Genomic DNA, 17902 nt, shown 5'->3' on the forward strand with positions numbered 1-17902 from the left:
CCATGTTCTCACTGCCCATGTCTCCCCAGGTGTTCGCCATCCTGGCCGCGCTCATCGAGCAGCGCTCCGGGGTGCACTACGCCCCCGAGGACCGGGAGCTGCTCGCCGACAAGGTGGCGCCCCGCGCGCTGGACGCGGGCTTCGACTCGCTGCTCGACTACTACTATTTCCTCCGCTACGACCCGGCGGGCTCCGAGGCGCTGGACGCGCTGGTGGACTCGCTGCTGGTCCACGAGACGTATTTCTTCCGGGAGGCCCTGCCGCTGCGGGTGCTGGCCGAGGACCTGCTGGTGCCCGCCGTGCGCGCCGGACGGCGGCCCCGCGTGTGGAGCGCGGCCTGCTCCACCGGAGAGGAGCCCCTCACGCTGGCGATGATGCTCGCGGAGTTGGGCGTGCTCGACGAGGTGGAGCTGCTGGCCAGTGACTTGAGTGCCCGCGCGCTGGAGCGGGCCCGCACCGGGGAGCACAACCTGCGCTCCCTGCGCGCGCTGCCTCCGGGCGTGGAGGGCCGGTGGCTGGAGACGCGCGAGGGGCGCCCACGCGTCCGGCCGGAGTTGGTGCGCGCGGTGGACTGGCGGCGCGTCAACCTGGTGGATGCCAGCGCGGTGGCGCAGCTGGGCACCTTCGACGCCATCCTCTGCCGCAACGTCCTCATCTACTTCCAGGACGACACCGCGCGCCGCGTGGTGTCGTCCCTGACGCGCGCGCTCGCTCCGGAGGGACACCTGCTGGTGGGGACCTCTGAGTCCCTGATGCGCTTCGGCACCGCGCTCGCCTGCGAGGAGCGGCGCGGCGCCTTCTTCTATACCAAGGCAAGGCCATGACGGTGGTGTCTCCCATTCGCGTGCTGGTGGTGGATGACTCCGCCTTCGCCCGCAAGGTGCTGCGGCAGGTGCTCTCCAGCGCGGAGGGTTTGGAGGTGGTGGGCGTCGCGCGCGACGGCCTGGACGCGCTGGAGAAGGTGGCCGAGCTTTCTCCGGACGTGCTCACGCTGGACCTGGTGATGCCGGGCCTGGACGGGCTGGGCGTGCTGCGCGCGCTCGCCTCCAGCGCCGCCGCGCCCCGCGTGGTGGTGGTGAGCAGCGCGGGCGAGGAGAGCGAGCTGGCGGTGGCCGCGCTCCAGGCCGGCGCGGTGGAGCTGGTGAACAAGCCCACCGCGCTCGCCACCGAGCGGCTGTATGAGCTGGGCGGCGAGCTGGTGGCGAAGGTCCGCACGGCCGCGGGCGCGGTGGCTCGCGCGCCGCCGGAGCCGGCGCCGTCGCCGGAGGCCTCCTCCGCGCCAGTGGCTCGCGCGGCCGCGAAGAGCCTGGTGGTGGTGGGCACCTCCACCGGCGGCCCGCAGGCGCTCACCCGCCTGCTGTCCGAGCTGCCCGTGGACTTCCCCGCGCCGCTGGCGCTCGCGCTCCACATCCCCACGGGCTACACGGAGGCGGTGGCCCGGCGCCTGAACGCGCACTGCGCGCTGGAGGTGTTCGAAGCGGTGGACGGGCTGGAGCTGCGGCCCGGCCGCGTGGTGTTGGCGCGGTCCGGGCAGCACCTCAAGCTGGAGCGCCATGGGCCGGTGACGCTCGCTCGGCTGGACCGGCAGCCGCTGCGCACGGCGCACCACCCCAGCGTGGACGTCCTCTTCGAAAGCGCCGCGCGAAGCTGGGGCTCGGACGTGGTGGGCCTGGTGCTCACTGGCATGGGGGACGACGGCGTCGCGGGCGCCCGGGCCATCCGCGAGGCCGGAGGCACCGTCCTCACGGAGAGCGAGTCCTCCTGCGTGGTGTACGGCATGCCGCGCGCCGTGAAGGAAGCCGGGCTGGCCACCGCCAGCGCTCCGCTGGAGGGCATGCTGGCGCTGCTGCGGCGTCATGTGCGCTGAAGGCCGACCTTTCTAAAGACGGGTGGGTGATGGTTCCGGAGGGCCGGCTGGGTCAGGATGGCCGGCATGCTCCGATACGCCGCTGACCGCCGGACGATGCTGTGGTGTCTGGCCATGCCCGTGGTGGCCCTGTCGATGTACGTGGCCCCCGGGTGGATTCCCTATCTCTGCCCCCTGGCGTGCTACCTGGCGCTGTCGGCAGGCGTCATCGCGCACAACCACAACCACTGCCCCACCTTCCGCAACCGGAAGCTGAACGAGGCCATGGGCATGTGGCTGTCGCTCTTCTACGGGTACCCCACCTTTGTCTGGATTCCGACGCACAACCTCAACCACCACAAGTTCGTGAACAAGGCGGGCGACGCCACCATCACCTGGCGCTACTCGAAGAAGCACAACTTCCTGGTGGCCTTCCTCTTCCCCTTCGTCTCCACGTACTGGCAGCAGGAGCCGACGAAGGCGTTCATCGACAAGGCGCGCGAGCGCAACCGTCCGCTGTACCGCCAGATTCTCACCCAGTACGCCGTCTGGGGCGGCACGCACGCGGCGCTGCTGGGGCTGGCCATGGTGATGCACGGCGTGGCCGGCGGCGCGCGCATCTGGGCGTTCGCCTTCCTGGTGCCGGCGCTCTTCTCGCTGTGGACCATCATGTTCTTCAACTACATCCAGCACGTCCACACGGACCCCTGGAGCGAGCACGACCACAGCCGCAGCTTCACCGGCCGCCTCATCAACTTCTTCCTCTTCAACAACGGCCTCCACGCCGTGCACCATGAGACGCCGGGCCTGCACTGGAGCCTGCTGCCCCAGGCGCACGCGAAAATCGAGGCCGCCATGGACCCGGCCCTCAAGCCGGTGAGCTTCTTCGCCTGGTGCTTCCGCTCGTACGTGGTGGCCCCCTTCCTGCCCCGCTTCGGCACGGCGCAGGTGGGGCGCGCGCCCTATGAGCCGCCCGCGGGTGTCGCGCTGGACGTGCGCTTCGGGGACGACCTGCAGGCCGTCGACTCGGGCGTCAACGTCGCCCGCGTCTGACGCGCCTTCGTGGCGCCGTGGACACCGGCTGCGGCCCCAGTCGGAGGCCGGTGTCCTTTATTTCCCATCTGTCTTTGGAATCGGACCCAGGGGGATTTTCTCTGACTGGCCGTTTCTCATACTTCGAAGTCGCAGGATGAGCGCGGTGGGCGGGCCGGGGGGGACGAAGACACGGGAGGCTCCGCATGATGACGGCTCCAGGACGCGTGCGTCCTTCACCAGGGCCGGTGGAAGCAGCGCCGCGGGTGCTGTGTGTGGGGGCCACGAGCGAATCCTGGTTGGCGCTGTCACGAGCCCTGCGTCCCTTGCGCTGCGTGGCCTTGCAGGTGCCTTCCCTGGAGTCCGCCTTCCTGGAGGTGCAGCACACGCGGCCTTCCCTGGTGCTGGTGCACTGGCGGCAGTTGGTGGCCGGCGCGGGCATGGGCCTGCGCGCGCTGAAGCTGCGCCTGGGGGGGGATGGTCCGCCGGTGGTGCTGGTGGCGGAGCCGGAGACGCCCGCCGAGGTGCTCGAGGTGGGCGACGCGGAGGGGGTCGAGGACTGTCTGCTGTCGCCCCTGCGCACGCACGAGCTGCGCGCGCGGTTGGCGATGCTGGCGGGTGGCGGCGTCCCGGCCGCGCCGGTGCGTGCATCCCGTGTGCGTTCGCGCCTGCTGCTGCTGGCCGGCGCCAGTGGCCCCCTGGCGTGGAGCGGGCTGGGCGCCCTGCTGGAGGCGTGTGGTCATCGCATCCTCTACAGCGCCACCGTGGGCGGTGGCGCCGCGCGCGTGGCCGAATACGGTGAGCGGCCTGACCTGGTGTTGTCTCGGGAAGGCGGGCCAGGTGTGCCCCGGGGCCTGCCCTCTCCACGGTTGCAGCCGCTGCTGGCGGGGGTGCCGTCGCTCACGCTGGACGCGGCCGCGCCGGTGCGTCCGGCCTCGTTGCTGCCTCGCCTCCACGCGCTGTTAGGACGGGAGGACGCCTCGCTGCGTGTCGAGGCGCGGGTGCGTTTCTGCTGTCCGGTGTCCTTCGGCGAGGCGGGGCCGCGCGGCGCGGAGTGGCGCTCCGGCGTGTCCAGCGCGCTGAGCCCGGGCGGCCTCCTGGTGCGCACGCTGGTGCCGGCGAAGGCGGGGACGGCGGTGGAGCTGCACATCCTGCTGCCCACCCTGGGCGAGCGCCTGGAGACACACGGCGTGGTGGCCTGGGCCCACGCCTACGCGCCTCGCAACGGCGTGTCCCACCCCTACGGCATGGGCGTGCGCTTCCTGGGCATGGGCCCACCGCGCCTCATGCAGTTGCGCCAGCTGTGCCAGGCGGAGGTGCGCCCGTGACAGCGCAAGGCGCACCGAGGCGCAAGAAGGTCCTGCTGGTGGATGACTCGGACACCGTCCTGTTGCTCCAGCGGATGCTGCTGGCGGAGCTGGGCCACGACGCCATCGTCGCGCGGGACGGGCTGGAGGCGCTGGCGCGCGCGGAGCAGGAGCGGCCGGACCTCGTCTTCCTCGACGTGCTGATGCCGCACCTGGACGGGCTGGAGACGTGCCGCCTGCTGCGCGACCGGGAGCCGACGCGGCGCACGCCCATCATCCTCTGCAGTGCGCGCGCCGAGGCGCGCAGCGTGCGCGCGTGCTTCAACAGCGGCTGCAACGACTTCGTGGCCAAGCCCTTCGACGGCGCCGCGCTGGTGGCCCTGCTGCGGCGCTACCTGGACTAGTCGCGCGGGCTTCCGGTGGGAGGCTGGGGCGGCCGGGCCGGCATGGAGCGGCGCGGCAGCGTCACGGTGAAGGTGGTGCCTTCCGCCTCATCGGAGCGGACCTCGATGGTGCCGCCGTGCGCCTGGACGATTTCCCGGACGATGAAGAGCCCCAGCCCGTAGCTCATCTTCAGCGTGCGCGAGCTCTGGGGCCCGCCGCGGAAGGGCTCGAAGAGGTGGGGCAGCAGGTTGTCCGGAATGGGGCGGCCGGCGTTGTGGACCTCCAGCACCACCCGGGTGCGCAGCCCGCGCGCCGTCAGCCGCACCGGCGTGTCCGGCGGGCTGTACTTGAGCGCGTTCTCCACCAGGTTGGACGTCACCTGCGCCAGCCGATCCGGGTCCCACACGCCCTGGGTGTTGCCCTTGGGGTCCACCTCGACGGTGCGCTGGGGGAAGGCCACGCCGAACTCGTGGGCCACCTTGGCCACCAGGTCCTTCAGGTCCACCGGCCGGGGCTCAATGGCCACGCCGCCCATCAGCCGCGTGCGCGTGAAGTCCAGCAGCAGCCGGGTGAGCCGCTCGATGCGCACCGCCGCGGTGGCGATGCGCTGACTGGTGCGCTGCGCATCCTCGTCGGTGCCGCCCGCGGCGAGCACGCGCGACCAGTTCATGATGGCGCCCAGCGGGCTGCGGATGTCATGGGTGACGATGCCCATGAGCTGCTCCTGGAACTCGGAGTGCCGCCGGGCCTCCTCTTCCGCCCACTTGCGCTGGGTGATGTCGCGGCTGATGCCGAACAGGCCAAACACCTTGCCCTCGGCGTCACGCAGCACGCCCTTGGTGGACAGCCACACGCGCGGCCCGTCCACGCCCGGCTGCGCGTCCTCGTAGGTGACGGTGCGGCCGAAGGCGAACACCTCGCGGTCGTTCGCCGCGTTGGTGCGCGCCACCGCCGGGTCGAACAGCTCGAGGTCCGTGCGCCCCACCACGTCCTCGGCGCGGTAGCCCACGGCCTTCGCGCCCGCCGCGTTCATCATCGTGAAGCGGCCGTCCAGGTCCTTCGTGTAGACGGCGTCCGTGGTGCCTTCGAGGATGGCGCGGAACACCTCGCCGTTGCGGCGCAGCGCCTCGCGCCCCTTGCGCTCCTCGGTGATGTCGCGGCAGTGCACCAGCAGGCCGCCCTCCACCGGGCGCACGCGCACGTCGAGGCAAATCTCCGCTCCCGGCCAGGCGTGCTCGTAGCGGACGGAGGGCTGCTCGGAGACGGGCTGCTCGAAGTGCAGGTGACGGCTCAGCTCCAGCAGCTCCGGGCACACCCGGCGCACGTCGTCCTGCAACCGCGCCGCGTCGCCGAGCAGCCGGGCCATGTCTGGATTCACGTACGCCAGACACCACCGCGCATCGAGCAGGAAGAAGGCGTCCGGGAGCGCCTCCAGGAGCGTTTGCAGCAGCTCGGGGGAGAGTGCCTCGGCGGAAGGCTCGGCCAGGGGACGCTGGCGCTTCTTGGCGGGGGTGGGGGGCATGCCTCTTCGGTTTCAGCGGTGGGAACGGAACCATACCCCGCTCTCCGCCCCGCGCGATGCCAGGCAGGCATCAGCGCGCTGTGTGTCGCCCCCGTTGCCTGGAAGGGAGGCGACCCCCGCCTCCAGGGTGCATCCGTGACAGAGGAATGCGACCCGGGTGGATGCAGCCTGGGTGAAACAAGAATTTCAGGAAGTCACTTTCGAGGGAGGGTGGAGAAAGTCAGGCAGGCGGTGGCTCACGAGGTTCTGTCGGGGTGCTCCGCTTCGTCCTTCTCGAAGAGGCTCTCCAGCTCTTTGCGAGCTTTGTCGGCCAACTCCACGAGCTTTTGCTCGTCGCGGTGGAACCGGGCCGTCTCGCGCAGGAGGCGCTCGTCGTGTTCCATCATCCGTTCCTGGGCGCGCCGGCTCTCCGAATACGTGAGGCCCAGCTCCTGGAGCACCCCGGTGCCCATCTCCAGGCTGTCGAGAAACGTCTCACGCATCACCCGGTCGATTCCCATGTCCAGCAGCTCGTAGGCGTGCACGCGGTTGCGCGCGCGGGCGAACAAGATGAGGTGGGGGAAGTGTTGCTGCACGGCCCGCGCGGTGCGCAGGGACGCCTCGATGTCGTCGATGGCGAGCACGAACACCTTCGCCTTGTCCGCGCGGGCCGCGCGCAGCAGGTCCAGACGTGAGGCGTCTCCGTAGAAGACCTGGCTGCCGAAGCGCTTCATGAAGTCAATCTGCTCCGGGCTGGCGTCAATCGCGGTGAAGCCGATGCGCTTGGCGCGCAGCAGGCGGCCCACCACCTGCCCCACGCGGCCGAAGCCGGCGATGATGACGGGGTTGTCCTCCGTGGGCGCCACGTCGAACTCGCGCCCCGAGGCTTTCGGCTGGAAGCGCGGGCGCACCCAGCGCTCGTGCGCGGCATACAGCACCGGCGTGGTGGCCATGGACAGGCCCACCACCACCACGAGCAGCTCCGACAGCGAGCGCTCCATGACGTGCTGGGCGGTGGCGAGCGAGAAGAGCACGAAGGCGAACTCACCGCCCTGGGAGATGACGACGGCCAGGTCGAGCGCCGGCTCACGCCGCCCCAGGGCCATCCGCCCCAGCCCGTAGAGCACCGCGCCCTTGAGGGCCACCAGCCCCAGCACCAGCCCGAAGACGAGCAGCGGCTTCTGGAGGATGAGGCTCAGGTTCACGGACATGCCCACGCTGATGAAGAACAGGCCCATCAGCAGGCCCTTGAAGGGCGCCAGGTCCGCTTCCAGCTCGTGGCGGTACTCGGAGTCCGCCAGCAGCACGCCCGCGAGGAAGGCCCCCAGCGCCATGGACAGGCCCACCGCGTTGACCAGCGACGCGGTGCCCACCACCAGCAGCAGCGCGGTGGCGGTGAACAGCTCCTGGCTGTGGGTGGCGGCCACGGCGCGGAACACCGGGCGCACCAGGTAGCGGCCGCTCAGCACCACCGCCAGCAGCACGCCCACGTCCTTCAGGAGCAGGAGCCACACCGGCCCCGGGGAGGGCGCGCCGCCGTCACCCAGCAGCGGCAGCAGGGCCAGCAGCGGCACCACGGCCAGGTCCTGGAAGAGGAGGATGCCGAAGGCCAGCTGGCCATACGGCGTGGTGAGCCGGTTGCGCTCGGCCAGCAGTTGCAGCGCGAAGGCGGTGGAGGACAGCGACAGGCCAAAGCCCGTGACGATGGCCGCGCCCCACGTCAGGCCACACAGCAGGCCCACGCCGGCCAGCAGCGCGCCGGTGAGCAGCACCTGCGCGCCGCCCAGGCCGAAGACGGAGCGGCGCAGCGCCCACAGCCGGCTGGGCTGCAGCTCCAGGCCGATGACGAACAGCAGCAGCACCACGCCCAGCTCCGCCACGTGGAAGATGTGCTCCACGTCGCTGATGAGCTTCAGTCCCCAGGGGCCAATGACGGCGCCCGCCGCCAGGTAGCCCAGCACGGAGCCCAGTCCGAGCCGCCGCGAGAGAGGAACCGCCAGCACCGCCGCCGCGAGGAACACGAGCGCCTGCTGCAGGAAGGACATGCGGCTTCCTTGCACGGACGTCCGCGTGGCGGCAATTCGGCGCGGGCGCGGGGCCCCGCGGGCTCAGGCGTCCGTGGCCCTGCGTGCAAGCGGCGGGTGTACAGCGTGGGACGCCGAGGCGCCCGCGGAGGGCAGGGTGAAGGTGAACACACTGCCTTCGCCCAGGGTGCTCTCCGCCTGGATGCCACCGCCATGGGCTTCGACGAGCCCCTTGGCGATGGCCAGGCCCAGTCCGGTGCCGCGGCTGGCCGCGTCGCGGGCCTGCCAGTAGCGGTCGAAGATGTGGGGCAGCGCGTCCGGAGCGATGCCGGAGCCGGTGTCGCGCACGTGGACGGACACCTCACCGCCGCGCGCCTGGGCGCCCAGCATCAGGTCGCCCCCCGCGGTGGTGAACTTCACCGCGTTGCCCAGCAGGTTGCCCAGCACCTGGAGCACCCGCACCTTGTCGCAGCGCACGCGCACGTCCGCGGCGGGGAGCTCCACGGACAGGTGCAGGCCCTTGGCCTCCGCCAGCGGACGGATGGAGTCCAGCGCCTCGGTGAGCAGCCCCGCCACGCCGTGCTCGCCCCACTCCAGCGGCAGGCCGCCCGCCTCCAGCCGGCCCCAGTCGAGCAGGTCGGAGATGAGGCGCGACATGCGCTCGGTGGCGTCCTGGATGCGGGTGGCCTGCTTGGCCACGCTTTCGCCGCCCGGCTTCGCCCCCGCGCCGCGCAGCAGCAGCGCGGCGCCCAGCTGCACCACGCCCAGCGGGTTCTTCAAGTCGTGCGACACCACGGCCAGCAAGTCCTCACGGGCTCGCGCCGCGCGCCGGGACTCACCCACCAGCCGCGCGTTGTCGATGGCGAGGCTGGCGCGCAGGCACAAGTCTTCCGCCAGCGCCAGGTCGTCCGGGCCGTAGCGCCGCCCGGAGCCCGAGGACACGAAGGTGACGGCGCCCAGCGTGTGGCCGCGCGCGCGCAGGGGCACAATCATGTACGAGCGCGCCTGGAGCAGCCGCAGCAGCGCGGGGTGCGCGGGCTCCGCCGCGGCGGCGCGCAGCAGGGAATCCGTCACCGCCGGCACCAGCTCCGGCTCTCCGGTGCGCAGCACGCGCAAGAGGCCCACGGCGGCGTCGTCCCGCAGCTCGGTGCGGGTGGGCAGCGCGCCCGAGCGCTCCTGCTGCGTCGGGTCCAGGCAGGCCGCCGCCACGCGCGTCACCCAGGGGCCCTGCTCCAGCGCGTCCACCAGGCACCAGTCCGCCAGGTCGGGCACCGCCAGGTGCGCCAGCAGCGTGTACATGCCCTGCGGGTCCGGCGGGTGGGTGAAGAGCGTCGTCATCGCCTGGTAGAGGAAGGAGCGGCGGCGCTCGGCCTGCTCCACCTCCGCCCGCGCGGCCAGCTCCAGCTCCATGGCGCGGGAGAACACGGCCTCCGCGTCGGTGAGGGCGCGCGCCGTCACCAGCACGCAGCCAGGCCCCCCATCCTCCGAGGGCAGGGGACTGAGCGTCAGCGCGTGACTCCGGGGGCCCGTCTGCGTGGCCCAGGGGGCTTCCAACTGGCAGGTGTCTTGAATGAGCATCACCCGCGCGCGCGCCGTCTCCAGCCGCGCCAGCTCCTCGGGCGGGAAGCCCAGCTCCCCCCAGTGCCTGCCCTCCAGCTCCTCGGGGAGCCGGCCCACCGTCCTCGCGCCCGCCTGGCTGCACACCAGGACCCGCCCCGTCTCATCCAGGACGTAGGACGGGTCGGGGAGCGCGGCGAAGACGGTGGCGAGGGATGCGGGGAGTCGAGCTGCCATGAATGAGGACGGGCTGGAAGGGGCCCCCATCATGACACCGCACGGGCGCCGGACCATCCCGGCACCGGGAGAATCCTGTGGATGTTTTAAAATCCAATGTTCTGGCGCGTGTAACTCAGGCTCCCCCGTTACCCCGGAAAGCCGAGGTGAGCCGGCTCGACAGGTCGGGCAGGGCGACGACTTCGTGGGCCAGGTTGGCGCCCACCACCACGCCGGGCATGCCGTAGACGACGGAGGACTGCTCGTCCTGGGCCAGGATGCGGCCTCCGGCGCCGTGGAGTTCGCGCACGCCCTCCAGTCCGTCCTGGCCCATGCCGGTGAGGATGACGGCGAGCGACGCGGGCCCGTAGGCGCGGGACACCGAGCGGAACATCCACGTCGCGGACGGCCGGAAGCCATTCACCGGCGCGGCCCGGGAGACCTCCGCCCGGCCCTCGCCTCGCACGCCGAGGTGGCGATCATCCGGCGCCAGATACACATGCCCGGGGAGCAGGGGCTCGCCATCCTCCGCCACCTTCACGGGCAAGGGCCCCGCGGTGCGCAGCCACTGCGCCAGGCCCTCGCTGAAGCCAATGGCGATGTGCTGCACCACCAGCAGGGGGACGGGGAAGGTGGCGGGCAGCTCGGACAGGAGGCGGAAGAGCGCCGCCGGACCGCCCGTGGAGGCGGCCAGAGCCACCACGCCGGGGCGCGTGGGCGACACGGGCGGCGCGGGCGGGGTGGGCACCGGCGCGAGGGGCGTGGCGCGGTCCGGCCAGCGGCGCACCACCTTCACCTCGGCCATGGCCTTGAGGGTGTCGCGCAGGCGGCGGCTCTCCGCGTCGAAGTCCGGGGACTCCGGGCCCAGGGGCTTCTGGAGCACCGCGAGCGCGCCGGCGCGCAGCGCGGCCATGGACGTCTGGATGTCGCGCTCCACCAGGGTGGACACCACCACCACCGGCGTGGGCACCTCCGTCATGATGCGGCGGGTGGCCTCCAGGCCGTCCATCCGCGGCATCTGGATGTCCATGGTCACCAGGCTGGGCCGCAGGCGCTGGGCCAGCTCCACTGCTTCCACACCGTCCCTGGCCTCGCCCACCACCGTCAGGGCGGGGTCGGCGCGGACGATTTCCACCAGCAGGCGTCGGGCGGTGGGCGAGTCCTCGGCCACCAGGATGCGCAACGGGTCGTTCTTCATAGCAGTCGTCTCAGCGTCTCCAGCAGGCTCGTCGGGTCGAACGCACTCTTCACCAGATAGGCACTCGCGCCGGCTTGCAGGCCGCGCGCCTTGTCCTCTGGCTTGCCACGGGCGGTGACGAGCACCACCGGCAACCGGGAGAAGCGCGGCGAGGCCCGCACCGCCTCGGTGAGGGCGAAGCCGTCCATGCGCGGCATCTCCACGTCCAGCACCAGCGCGTCCGCGCCGCCCGACTGGAGCCGCTCCCAGGCGTCCGCGCCGTCCACGCAGGCCACCACTTCATAGCCCGCGCTCTCCAGGATGCTCTGCTCCAGCGCGCGCGTGGTGGGCGAGTCGTCCGCCAGCACCACCCGCCGCCGCGTCCGCTGGGCGGCGGGGGCGGGGAAGAGCGAGGCCGCCGGGCGGCCACCCGCCGCGCGGACCAGGGACACGGGGTTGAGCAGAAGCGACAGCCGTCCGTCCGGCAGCACCGCCGCCGCGGACACGTGCCGGGCCCGGCGCACGCGGTGGCCCAGGGAGCGCACCAGCGCCTCCTGTTCGGCGAGTACTTCATCCACCACCACCACGGCGCGCGCGCTGCCCGCGGCCAGCACCACCGCGCCCCGCCGCGCGCGAGGCGGGCCGGGCGGCAGCCCCAGCACCTCCGCCAGCGAGGCCAACGGCACCAGCGCGTCACCGGAGGCCCACGCGGGGCGGCCCTCCACGTCGCGCACCTCGTCGGGCGCCAGGCGCACCAGCCGCGCCACGCTCTCACTGGCCAGCGCCAGCGTCTGCCCGCCCGCCGATACCAGCAGCACCCGCAGCGTGCTCAGCGTGAGGGGGACGTCCAGGATGAAGCGGGTGCCCTGGCCTGGCCGGGTCGTCACCTCCACGCTGCCGCGCAACCCCTCCACGTGCATGCGCACCACGTCCAGGCCCACGCCACGGCCAGCCACCTGGGTCACCTTCGTCGCGGTGGACAGGCCGGCCAGGAACACCAGCCGCGCGGCCTCCTCGTCACTGTCAGGCACCCGCAGGCCCCGGGCGCGCGCCTGCTCCCGCAGTGCCCCCAGGTCCAGGCCGCGCCCGTCGTCATCCACCGTCACCTCGACGCGGCTGCCCTTGAGGCGCGCGGTGAGGAGAAGGCGTCCCTCGGCGGGCTTGTCCAGTCGCTGGCGTTCCTCGGGGCTCTCCAGGCCGTGGGCCACCGCGTTGCGCACCAGGTGCAGCAGCGGCTCGCGCAGCCCCTGTAGCAGCGAGCGGTCCAGCTCCAACGCGCCCCCATGAATCTCCAGCCGCACCTGCCGGCCCAGGCTGCGCGCCACGTCGCGCGCGGCGCGCTCCAGGCCCTCGCAGCCTTCCTCGAAGGACAGGGTGCGCGCGCGGCGGACCTCGTCGTCCAGGCCCGTGGCCACGCCGCCCAGCGTCCGGCGGTCCGCCGCCAGCTCCAGTGCCACCCGCGCCAGCTCCGTCTCCGCGCGCAGCAGCGCCTGTTCGCCGGGCGTGCCGAGCACCGCCTCGCGGGCCTGCGCCAGCGCCTCGCGCACCGACTCCAGCGCGTCCGCGCGGCCTTCCAGCCGGAGCGTCGCCACGCGCAGCTCACCGCTGCGTGCCAGCAGCGCGTCCAGCTTCTGCGCGGAGACGCGCACGGGCAGCGCTTCGGCTCCGGGGGACGCGCCGCCGCTTGGATGCGGCTCCACGCTGGCCGGGGCGGGCACCGCGTCCGTCAGCATGGGCGGAGGCGGCGGTGGCGGCTCGGCGCGCGTGGGGGCGGGCGCGCCAGCCCGGCGTCCGACGGCGCGCTCCAACTGGGGCAGCAGGCTCTCCAGGGGCGAGCCCGCCAGGTCCTCCCGCGCGGCCAGGCGCCGGCCCGCGTCGTCGAGCGCGTCCACGGTGGTGAAGCACAGCTCGTACACGTCGGGCGTGCCGGCGCCCGCGTCCCGCACCTGCTCCAGCAGCTCCTCCATGCGGTGGCAGGCCGTCTCCACCCGCGTGGCGCTGGCCGCGCGCGCCGCGCCCTTCACGCTGTGCAGCGTGCGCAGCAGGGACGCCACGAGCTCCGCCATGCGCGCGGGCACGGTCTCTCGCTCCAGGGCCAGCAGCTCGCGGTTGAGCGAGACGACGTGGCCCTCGAGCTCCTCGAGGAACGTGGCCAGCAGCGCTTGGGCCAACCGGTCGCGGTCCATCAGCGCCCGTACTCTCCGAGCAGCCCCTTGAGCTTCTGGCCCATGCCGTTGAGGTCCTGCATGGCGCGCTCGGTCTGCCGCGACGAGATGAGGGCCTGCTGCGTGGCCTGATTCACGTCATGCATGGCCTGACGAATCTGGCCGATGCCGGTGGCCTGCTGGTTGGCGGAGGCGGCAATCTGCGCCGCCGTCAACGAGGCCTGGGCCAGCAGGTCCGACAGCGTCTGGATGTTGGCGCCCGCCTCGGACACCACGCGGGTGGCGGTGGCCACGCTCTTGGTGCCTTCCTCGGTGGTCATCACCGCGCCGTGGGTGGCCTTCTGGATTTGCCCCAGAATCTGGCGCACCTGGCCGGTGGCCTTCTTGGACTGGTCCGCCAGGGCCTTCACCTCGGAGGCCACCACCGCGAAGCCGCGGCCGTGCTCGCCGGCGCGGCTGGCTTCGATGGAGGCATTGAGCGCCAGCATGTGCGTCTGCTCGGAGATGTCGTTGACGGTGGTGATGATGTCGCCAATGGCCTGGGCCTGCTCGGCCAGGGCGAGGATGCGCGAGGCGATGGACTCCACCTGTTCACGCACCGCGCCCATGGCGCCCACGGCCTCTTCCACGGCGCGCCGGCCGCTGCGGCCCACGTCCTCGGCGTGGCGGGCGGAGTCGCTCACCGCGCGGGCGCGGCCCGCGGCCTCCTCGGACGTCTTGGTGATTTCCTCGATGGTGCTCACCGTCTCCGTCACCGCGCTGCCCTGCTCCTGGGCGCCGGCCACCTGCTCGGTGGTGCTGGAGAGGATTTCCGCGCTGGCGCCGGCGAGCTGGTTGACGAACTCCGCCACGGTGCGGAGCGTGTGCTCGCGCTGCTCGGACTCCTTCTCCAACTGGACCTCGTTCTGCTGGCGCTTCTCCGCCATGTCGTTGAACGCGCGCGCCAGTTGGGCCGTCTCGTCCTGGCCCTTCACGTCGATGCGGTGCTCCAGCTTTCCGCGCCCCAGTTGCTCGGCGCCCACCATGAGCGCGCGCAGCGGCGTGGTGATGCCGCGGGTGATGATGTAGCTGCCTCCGCCGACGATGAGCACGCCCAGCAGCGTGCCGATGCCCAGCACCCAGAGGATGCGCTGGGCCATGTCCCGGGCGGCGGTGGCGTGCTCGTCCCAGCGCTCCTGCTCCGCCACCAGCATCTCGTCGATGACCTGCTTGACCTGGAGCATGACCTCCCGGCCCTGGCCGGCCTGGACGAACTTCGCTCCGGCTTCCAGGCCCTCCTGGCTGCGCAGGCGGATGCCGTCCTCCAGTCGGTTCACCCGCTGGGTGACGATGGGCTCCAGCCGGTTCAGGCGCGCCCGCTGGTGGGGGTGGTTCGCCATGGTGTCGCGCAGGCGGGACAGGTCATTCTGGAGCGCCACCGTCGCTTCCCGATAGGGCACCAGGTAGGACTCATCCCCCGTGAGGATGAAGCCGCGCTGGCCGGACTCGGCGTCCATCAGCAGCGCGCGGACCTCGCGGATGATGCGGAAGTTCTCATGGGCTGTCAGCAGGCCCGCCGTGCTCGTCGTGAGCTGATTGGCGCCCTGGAAGGACACACCCGCCACGATGAGCAACATCAGTAGCGACAGTCCGAATCCGAGTGCGATGCGGTTCCCGATGCTCATACTGCTCCTTCGCCGGACATATCGAACATGAGGCGACTGTCACCCAGGAGCGCCTCTCCCTCCAGTACCAGGGTGCCTTCCCTGTCGGCCGCGGACACGAGGTGTCCGGCGGCGTCGTTCAGGGAGGTGGGCGGCGCCAGCAGCTCAAGGCCCGCCAGCACGGTGACTTCCTCCACTTCCTCGGTGCGTACGCCCAGCTCCGCCCGTCCCACGCCCACCACGAGCAGCGGGCCCGCGGCATCCGAAGGCGCGCGTCCGAAGAGCGGCGCCAGCTCCACCACGGGAAGCACCTCGCCATGCATCAGGGTGAGGCCGCGCAGCGCGGGGGGCGCGCCCGGCAGCGTCACCAACTCCGGCGCGCGCACCACCTCCAGCACGAAGCGGGACTCCAGGGCATAGCGCTGACCGGCGGCCTTGAAGCGGACCACCTCGCGCAAGGTGCCAGGGGCGACCTGGGGACGGGGCTCGCGCGAGAGTGCCCGGGCGCGGGCCTCCAGCAGCGCCGTGGCCTCCTCGGGCGACAAGGCGCCCTGTTCCTGCTCCAGGTTGGCCAGCCGCGCCAGCCGCGCGCGTGTGGCTTCCCAGTCGATTCCGCCGGAACCCGGCATCAGCTCAGCTCCTCACCGGCAGCCTGGGCTGCCTCCATGCGTGACCGCTCCCCACGCGCCACCTCGGCCAGCCTGCTGGCGCTCTCGCCGTCCGCGTGAGGCACGGGCGCGTCCGGAGGCAGGGCGTTGCACAGTTGCTCCGCCTCGCGCCAGGCCTTCAGGGCACCGGACGTGTCGCCGTGCCTGCGTAGCACGCGCCCGAGGATGAGCCACGCCACGATGAGTGTGGGCTCCAGGTACAGCGCCTGCCGGACAGCGCGCTCCGCGTCCGCCGCGCGCCCCTGGCCCAGCAGCAGCAGGGACTCCAGGTAGCGCAGCCCCGCCACCAAGGGATGCCGGGCGGCTGCTTCGGTGCAGGCGTAGACGGCGGCGGCGGCGTCCAGGTTCGCCAGCGCGCGCACCGCCATGGCGGCGGTGTCCGCGTCTGAGTCCAAGGCCCCTAGGTGCTGGGCCGCTTCGCGCCAGTGGCCCCGCGCCAGGGCCTGCCGTGCCGCGTGCATGGCCGCCGCGCTGGGGGCGTGCGTCGGTGTCTCGGCCCCGGGGAGGGTGACGCTCCGCGAGGCGGGGGCACCGGTGCCCGCTGTGTTCCCGAGGACGGTCCCCGCGCCGGCCTGGGGCTGGCCCGCCACGCGCGTTCCTTCCGCCTGGGAGGAGGTCCCGCCCGCTCCGGGGGGACTCCAGGCAGGGGCCGTCGTTCTGGCCGCGGAGCCGCCTGGACGGCCCGGAGCGGATGCACCCGGGAGCGCGGTCCCCGTGGAGGATTCGGAGCCGGAGGACAGGCCCGTCGTGGTGGTGTCCAGGGACGCGGTTCCGGGTATGCCGGTGGAGGACGGGCTCCAGGCGGCCGGGACGGGCAGGGAGAGGGTGGCTCCGGGCAGGGGCCGGCGGTACAGCACGCCCCATTCGGTGAGGATGGACTCCAGCGGCGCCAGCCCGCCGAGCGGCGGGTCCGAAGGGCCGGTGAAGAGGTAGCCGCCCTCATCCAGCGCGTCATGGAGCCGGCGCGCGACGGCTTCGATGGTGGGCCGGTTGAAGTAGATGAGGACGTTGCGGCAGAAGATGACGTCCAGCTTCCAGATGCCGCTGTCCGCCGACGGCCAGGTGTCGAGCGCGAGGTTGAGGTAGCTGAAGCGCACGTGCTTCCGCACCTCGGGTGACAGCACGTACCGTCGTCCCTCGGCGCGCAGGTGGGCGCGCATCCGGTCCGCCCAGCCGCCGCGGAGGGACCAGTCGCCGTAGTGGGCCTGCCGGGCCCGGCCGAGCGCGCCGCGCGACACGTCCGTGGCGTACACGGTCATGTGCTCGTCCCAGCCTTCGCCCAGCAGCAGCGCGGCGATGGAGTAGGGCTCCTCGCCGGACGAACACGCGGCGCTCCACATCCGCGCGGTGTGGCCCGGGCCGTGGCGCTCGCGCAGCTCCGGGAGCACGACGCTCCGCACGTGTTCGAAGTGCTCGGGCGTGCGGAAAAAATACGTCTCCCCGACGGTGAGCTCGATGAGCAGGTCATCCAGCGCGGAGGGGTCTTCCGCGAGCCGCACGCGGTAGGCGTCGAAGTCCTTCAGCCCGGCCCGCTCCATGGCGCGGGCGATGCCTTCCTCGGCGGATGCGGGGCAGCTGGGCGGCACCAGCCCGGCGCGCTCTTCCACGAGCGCGAGCACGGCCGCATAACCCGGGTGGCTCCAGGGGCCCCAATTCACGCGGGCTCCGGCTCCTGCGGCGCGGCCAGGGCGGCCTCCAGCTCCAGGGCCTCGGCCTCGGACAGGAAGGTGCGCAGGTCATGGACCAGGACGAGCCCGTCCTTCAGCTTCACGGCGCCCGCCACATAGCCCACGCCCGGAAGCTGGCGCGGCGTGGCGTCCCACTCATCCGGTGTGAGGACGCGCAGGCCCTCGGCCCGGTCCACGCGCAGCACGACGCAGCGGTCGCCCGCGGAGGCCACGATGAAGTGGTCCATGGGGGACAGCGGGCGGGGCGGGTGGCGGAAGCGCAGGCGCAGGTCCAGCACCGGCAACAGCTCTCCCCGAAGGTCCAGCAGGCCCTCCACCACGGCGGGCGCGCGAGGGAGCGGCGTCAGGCGCGCCGCGCGTACCAGCTCGCGCACATCGGGGGCGGGCAGTCCGTAGCGCTGGCCGTTCAGGGTGAACAGCAGCACCTCCGTGGGTGCGGGGGTCATGTCCTGGGACATAAGACGTGGACGTGGCCACTGTCGAACATTGATGTCGGCCCGTGGTCGTGGTGTCCACCAGTCCTCAGTGGGGACAGGGGGATGGGCCCATGGTTCGGGGGGAACACGACAAGTGCCCGCTGTGCCCCTGCCTGGACGGAGGCCCCCGCGTGCGGGTGAGGCTGGGAGAACGGCCGCTCACTCTCCCCGGAGACGAGCGGCGGCTTCGCGCCCGCGTCCGTCGACTTGCGCTCCCC

14 protein-coding genes are annotated in these 17902 nt (G+C 72.5%); 5 read left to right on the forward strand and 9 right to left on the reverse strand.

The window, feature by feature from the left end; genetic code table 11:
- Nucleotides 1-2: 2 nt before the first annotated feature.
- The 5 genes from BLU09_RS06670 (at nt 3) to BLU09_RS06690 (ending at nt 4589) form a co-directional block, all read left to right on the forward strand.
- Nucleotides 3-824: a CheR family methyltransferase gene (locus tag BLU09_RS06670; protein WP_090487223.1), complete on the forward strand. Its 822-nt coding sequence runs from the start codon at nt 3-5 to the stop codon at nt 822-824.
- Entirely contained in the window at nt 821-1867 is a 1047-nt protein-coding gene (gene cheB, locus BLU09_RS06675) for a chemotaxis-specific protein-glutamate methyltransferase CheB (protein ID WP_090487226.1), read from the forward strand. Before BLU09_RS06670 ends, cheB (BLU09_RS06675) begins: the two co-directional genes overlap by 4 nt.
- 57 nt (nt 1868-1924) lie before the next feature.
- Nucleotides 1925-2899 carry a fatty acid desaturase family protein gene (locus BLU09_RS06680; RefSeq protein ID WP_090487229.1) on the forward strand — a complete coding sequence of 325 codons (975 nt, stop codon included), beginning with the start codon at nt 1925-1927 and terminating at the stop codon, nt 2897-2899.
- A 185-nt stretch (nt 2900-3084) separates the two neighbouring features.
- Complete coding sequence (locus tag BLU09_RS06685) at nt 3085-4206, forward strand: PilZ domain-containing protein (RefSeq protein WP_090487232.1); 1122 nt, start codon at nt 3085-3087, stop codon at nt 4204-4206.
- On the forward strand, nt 4203-4589 hold the full coding sequence (locus BLU09_RS06690; protein ID WP_011556877.1) for a response regulator: 387 nt from the start codon (nt 4203-4205) through the stop codon (nt 4587-4589). The genes BLU09_RS06685 and BLU09_RS06690 overlap by 4 nt, the downstream gene beginning before the upstream one ends.
- On the opposite strand, the gene BLU09_RS06695 is transcribed toward BLU09_RS06690, so the two are convergent.
- The 9 genes from BLU09_RS06695 to BLU09_RS06735 form a co-directional block, all read right to left on the reverse strand.
- Nucleotides 4586-6091, reverse strand: a complete 1506-nt coding sequence (locus BLU09_RS06695) for a sensor histidine kinase (RefSeq protein WP_090487235.1) — start codon at nt 6089-6091, stop codon at nt 4586-4588. The genes BLU09_RS06690 and BLU09_RS06695 overlap by 4 nt on opposite strands.
- A 236-nt stretch (nt 6092-6327) precedes the next feature.
- Nucleotides 6328-8115, reverse strand: coding sequence for a monovalent cation:proton antiporter-2 (CPA2) family protein (locus BLU09_RS06700; RefSeq protein WP_090487238.1), 1788 nt, complete (start codon nt 8113-8115; stop codon nt 6328-6330).
- Between the two features lie 63 nt (nt 8116-8178).
- Nucleotides 8179-9945, reverse strand: a complete 1767-nt coding sequence (locus BLU09_RS06705) for an ATP-binding protein (protein WP_090487241.1) — start codon at nt 9943-9945, stop codon at nt 8179-8181.
- Between the two features lie 58 nt (nt 9946-10003).
- The gene (cheB, locus tag BLU09_RS06710; protein ID WP_090487244.1) at nt 10004-11065 is read right to left on the reverse strand and encodes a chemotaxis-specific protein-glutamate methyltransferase CheB; all 1062 of its coding nucleotides are present in this window, start codon (nt 11063-11065) and stop codon (nt 10004-10006) included.
- A complete protein-coding gene (locus BLU09_RS06715; protein ID WP_090487247.1) occupies nt 11062-13230 on the reverse strand; it encodes a hybrid sensor histidine kinase/response regulator in 2169 nt (722 codons plus the stop codon). Before BLU09_RS06715 ends, cheB (BLU09_RS06710) begins: the two co-directional genes overlap by 4 nt.
- Nucleotides 13230-14873, reverse strand: coding sequence for a methyl-accepting chemotaxis protein (locus tag BLU09_RS06720; protein ID WP_090487249.1), 1644 nt, complete (start codon nt 14871-14873; stop codon nt 13230-13232). Before BLU09_RS06720 ends, BLU09_RS06715 begins: the two co-directional genes overlap by 1 nt.
- Complete coding sequence (locus BLU09_RS06725) at nt 14870-15481, reverse strand: chemotaxis protein CheW (protein ID WP_090487252.1); 612 nt, start codon at nt 15479-15481, stop codon at nt 14870-14872. Before BLU09_RS06725 ends, BLU09_RS06720 begins: the two co-directional genes overlap by 4 nt.
- Nucleotides 15481-17178, reverse strand: a complete 1698-nt coding sequence (locus tag BLU09_RS06730) for a CheR family methyltransferase (RefSeq protein ID WP_090487255.1) — start codon at nt 17176-17178, stop codon at nt 15481-15483. Before BLU09_RS06730 ends, BLU09_RS06725 begins: the two co-directional genes overlap by 1 nt.
- Nucleotides 17175-17654 (reverse strand): chemotaxis protein CheW, encoded by a 480-nt coding sequence (locus BLU09_RS06735; protein ID WP_090488713.1) that lies wholly within the window; start codon nt 17652-17654, stop codon nt 17175-17177. The genes BLU09_RS06730 and BLU09_RS06735 overlap by 4 nt, the downstream gene beginning before the upstream one ends.
- Nucleotides 17655-17902: the final 248 nt, after the last annotated feature.

It is taken from the genome of Myxococcus virescens, assembly GCF_900101905.1.
Classification (GTDB): domain Bacteria; phylum Myxococcota; class Myxococcia; order Myxococcales; family Myxococcaceae; genus Myxococcus; species Myxococcus virescens.

Bases quoted from the DNA above. Each gene is read 5' to 3' on its own strand.
- cheB (WP_090487244.1), bottom strand. From the start codon at position 11,065: ATGAAGAACGACCCGTTGCGCATCCTGGTGGCCGAGGACTCGCCCACC.
- BLU09_RS06685 (WP_090487232.1), top strand. From the start codon at position 3,085: ATGATGACGGCTCCAGGACGCGTGCGTCCTTCACCAGGGCCGGTGGAA.
- cheB (WP_090487226.1), top strand. From the start codon at position 821: ATGACGGTGGTGTCTCCCATTCGCGTGCTGGTGGTGGATGACTCCGCC.
- BLU09_RS06680 (WP_090487229.1), top strand. From the start codon at position 1,925: ATGGCCGGCATGCTCCGATACGCCGCTGACCGCCGGACGATGCTGTGG.
- BLU09_RS06720 (WP_090487249.1), bottom strand. From the start codon at position 14,873: ATGAGCATCGGGAACCGCATCGCACTCGGATTCGGACTGTCGCTACTG.
- BLU09_RS06725 (WP_090487252.1), bottom strand. From the start codon at position 15,481: ATGCCGGGTTCCGGCGGAATCGACTGGGAAGCCACACGCGCGCGGCTG.
- BLU09_RS06700 (WP_090487238.1), bottom strand. From the start codon at position 8,115: ATGTCCTTCCTGCAGCAGGCGCTCGTGTTCCTCGCGGCGGCGGTGCTG.
- BLU09_RS06735 (WP_090488713.1), bottom strand. From the start codon at position 17,654: ATGACCCCCGCACCCACGGAGGTGCTGCTGTTCACCCTGAACGGCCAG.
- BLU09_RS06705 (WP_090487241.1), bottom strand. From the start codon at position 9,945: ATGGTCCGGCGCCCGTGCGGTGTCATGATGGGGGCCCCTTCCAGCCCG.
- BLU09_RS06715 (WP_090487247.1), bottom strand. From the start codon at position 13,230: ATGGACCGCGACCGGTTGGCCCAAGCGCTGCTGGCCACGTTCCTCGAG.
- BLU09_RS06695 (WP_090487235.1), bottom strand. From the start codon at position 6,091: ATGCCCCCCACCCCCGCCAAGAAGCGCCAGCGTCCCCTGGCCGAGCCT.
- BLU09_RS06670 (WP_090487223.1), top strand. From the start codon at position 3: ATGTTCTCACTGCCCATGTCTCCCCAGGTGTTCGCCATCCTGGCCGCG.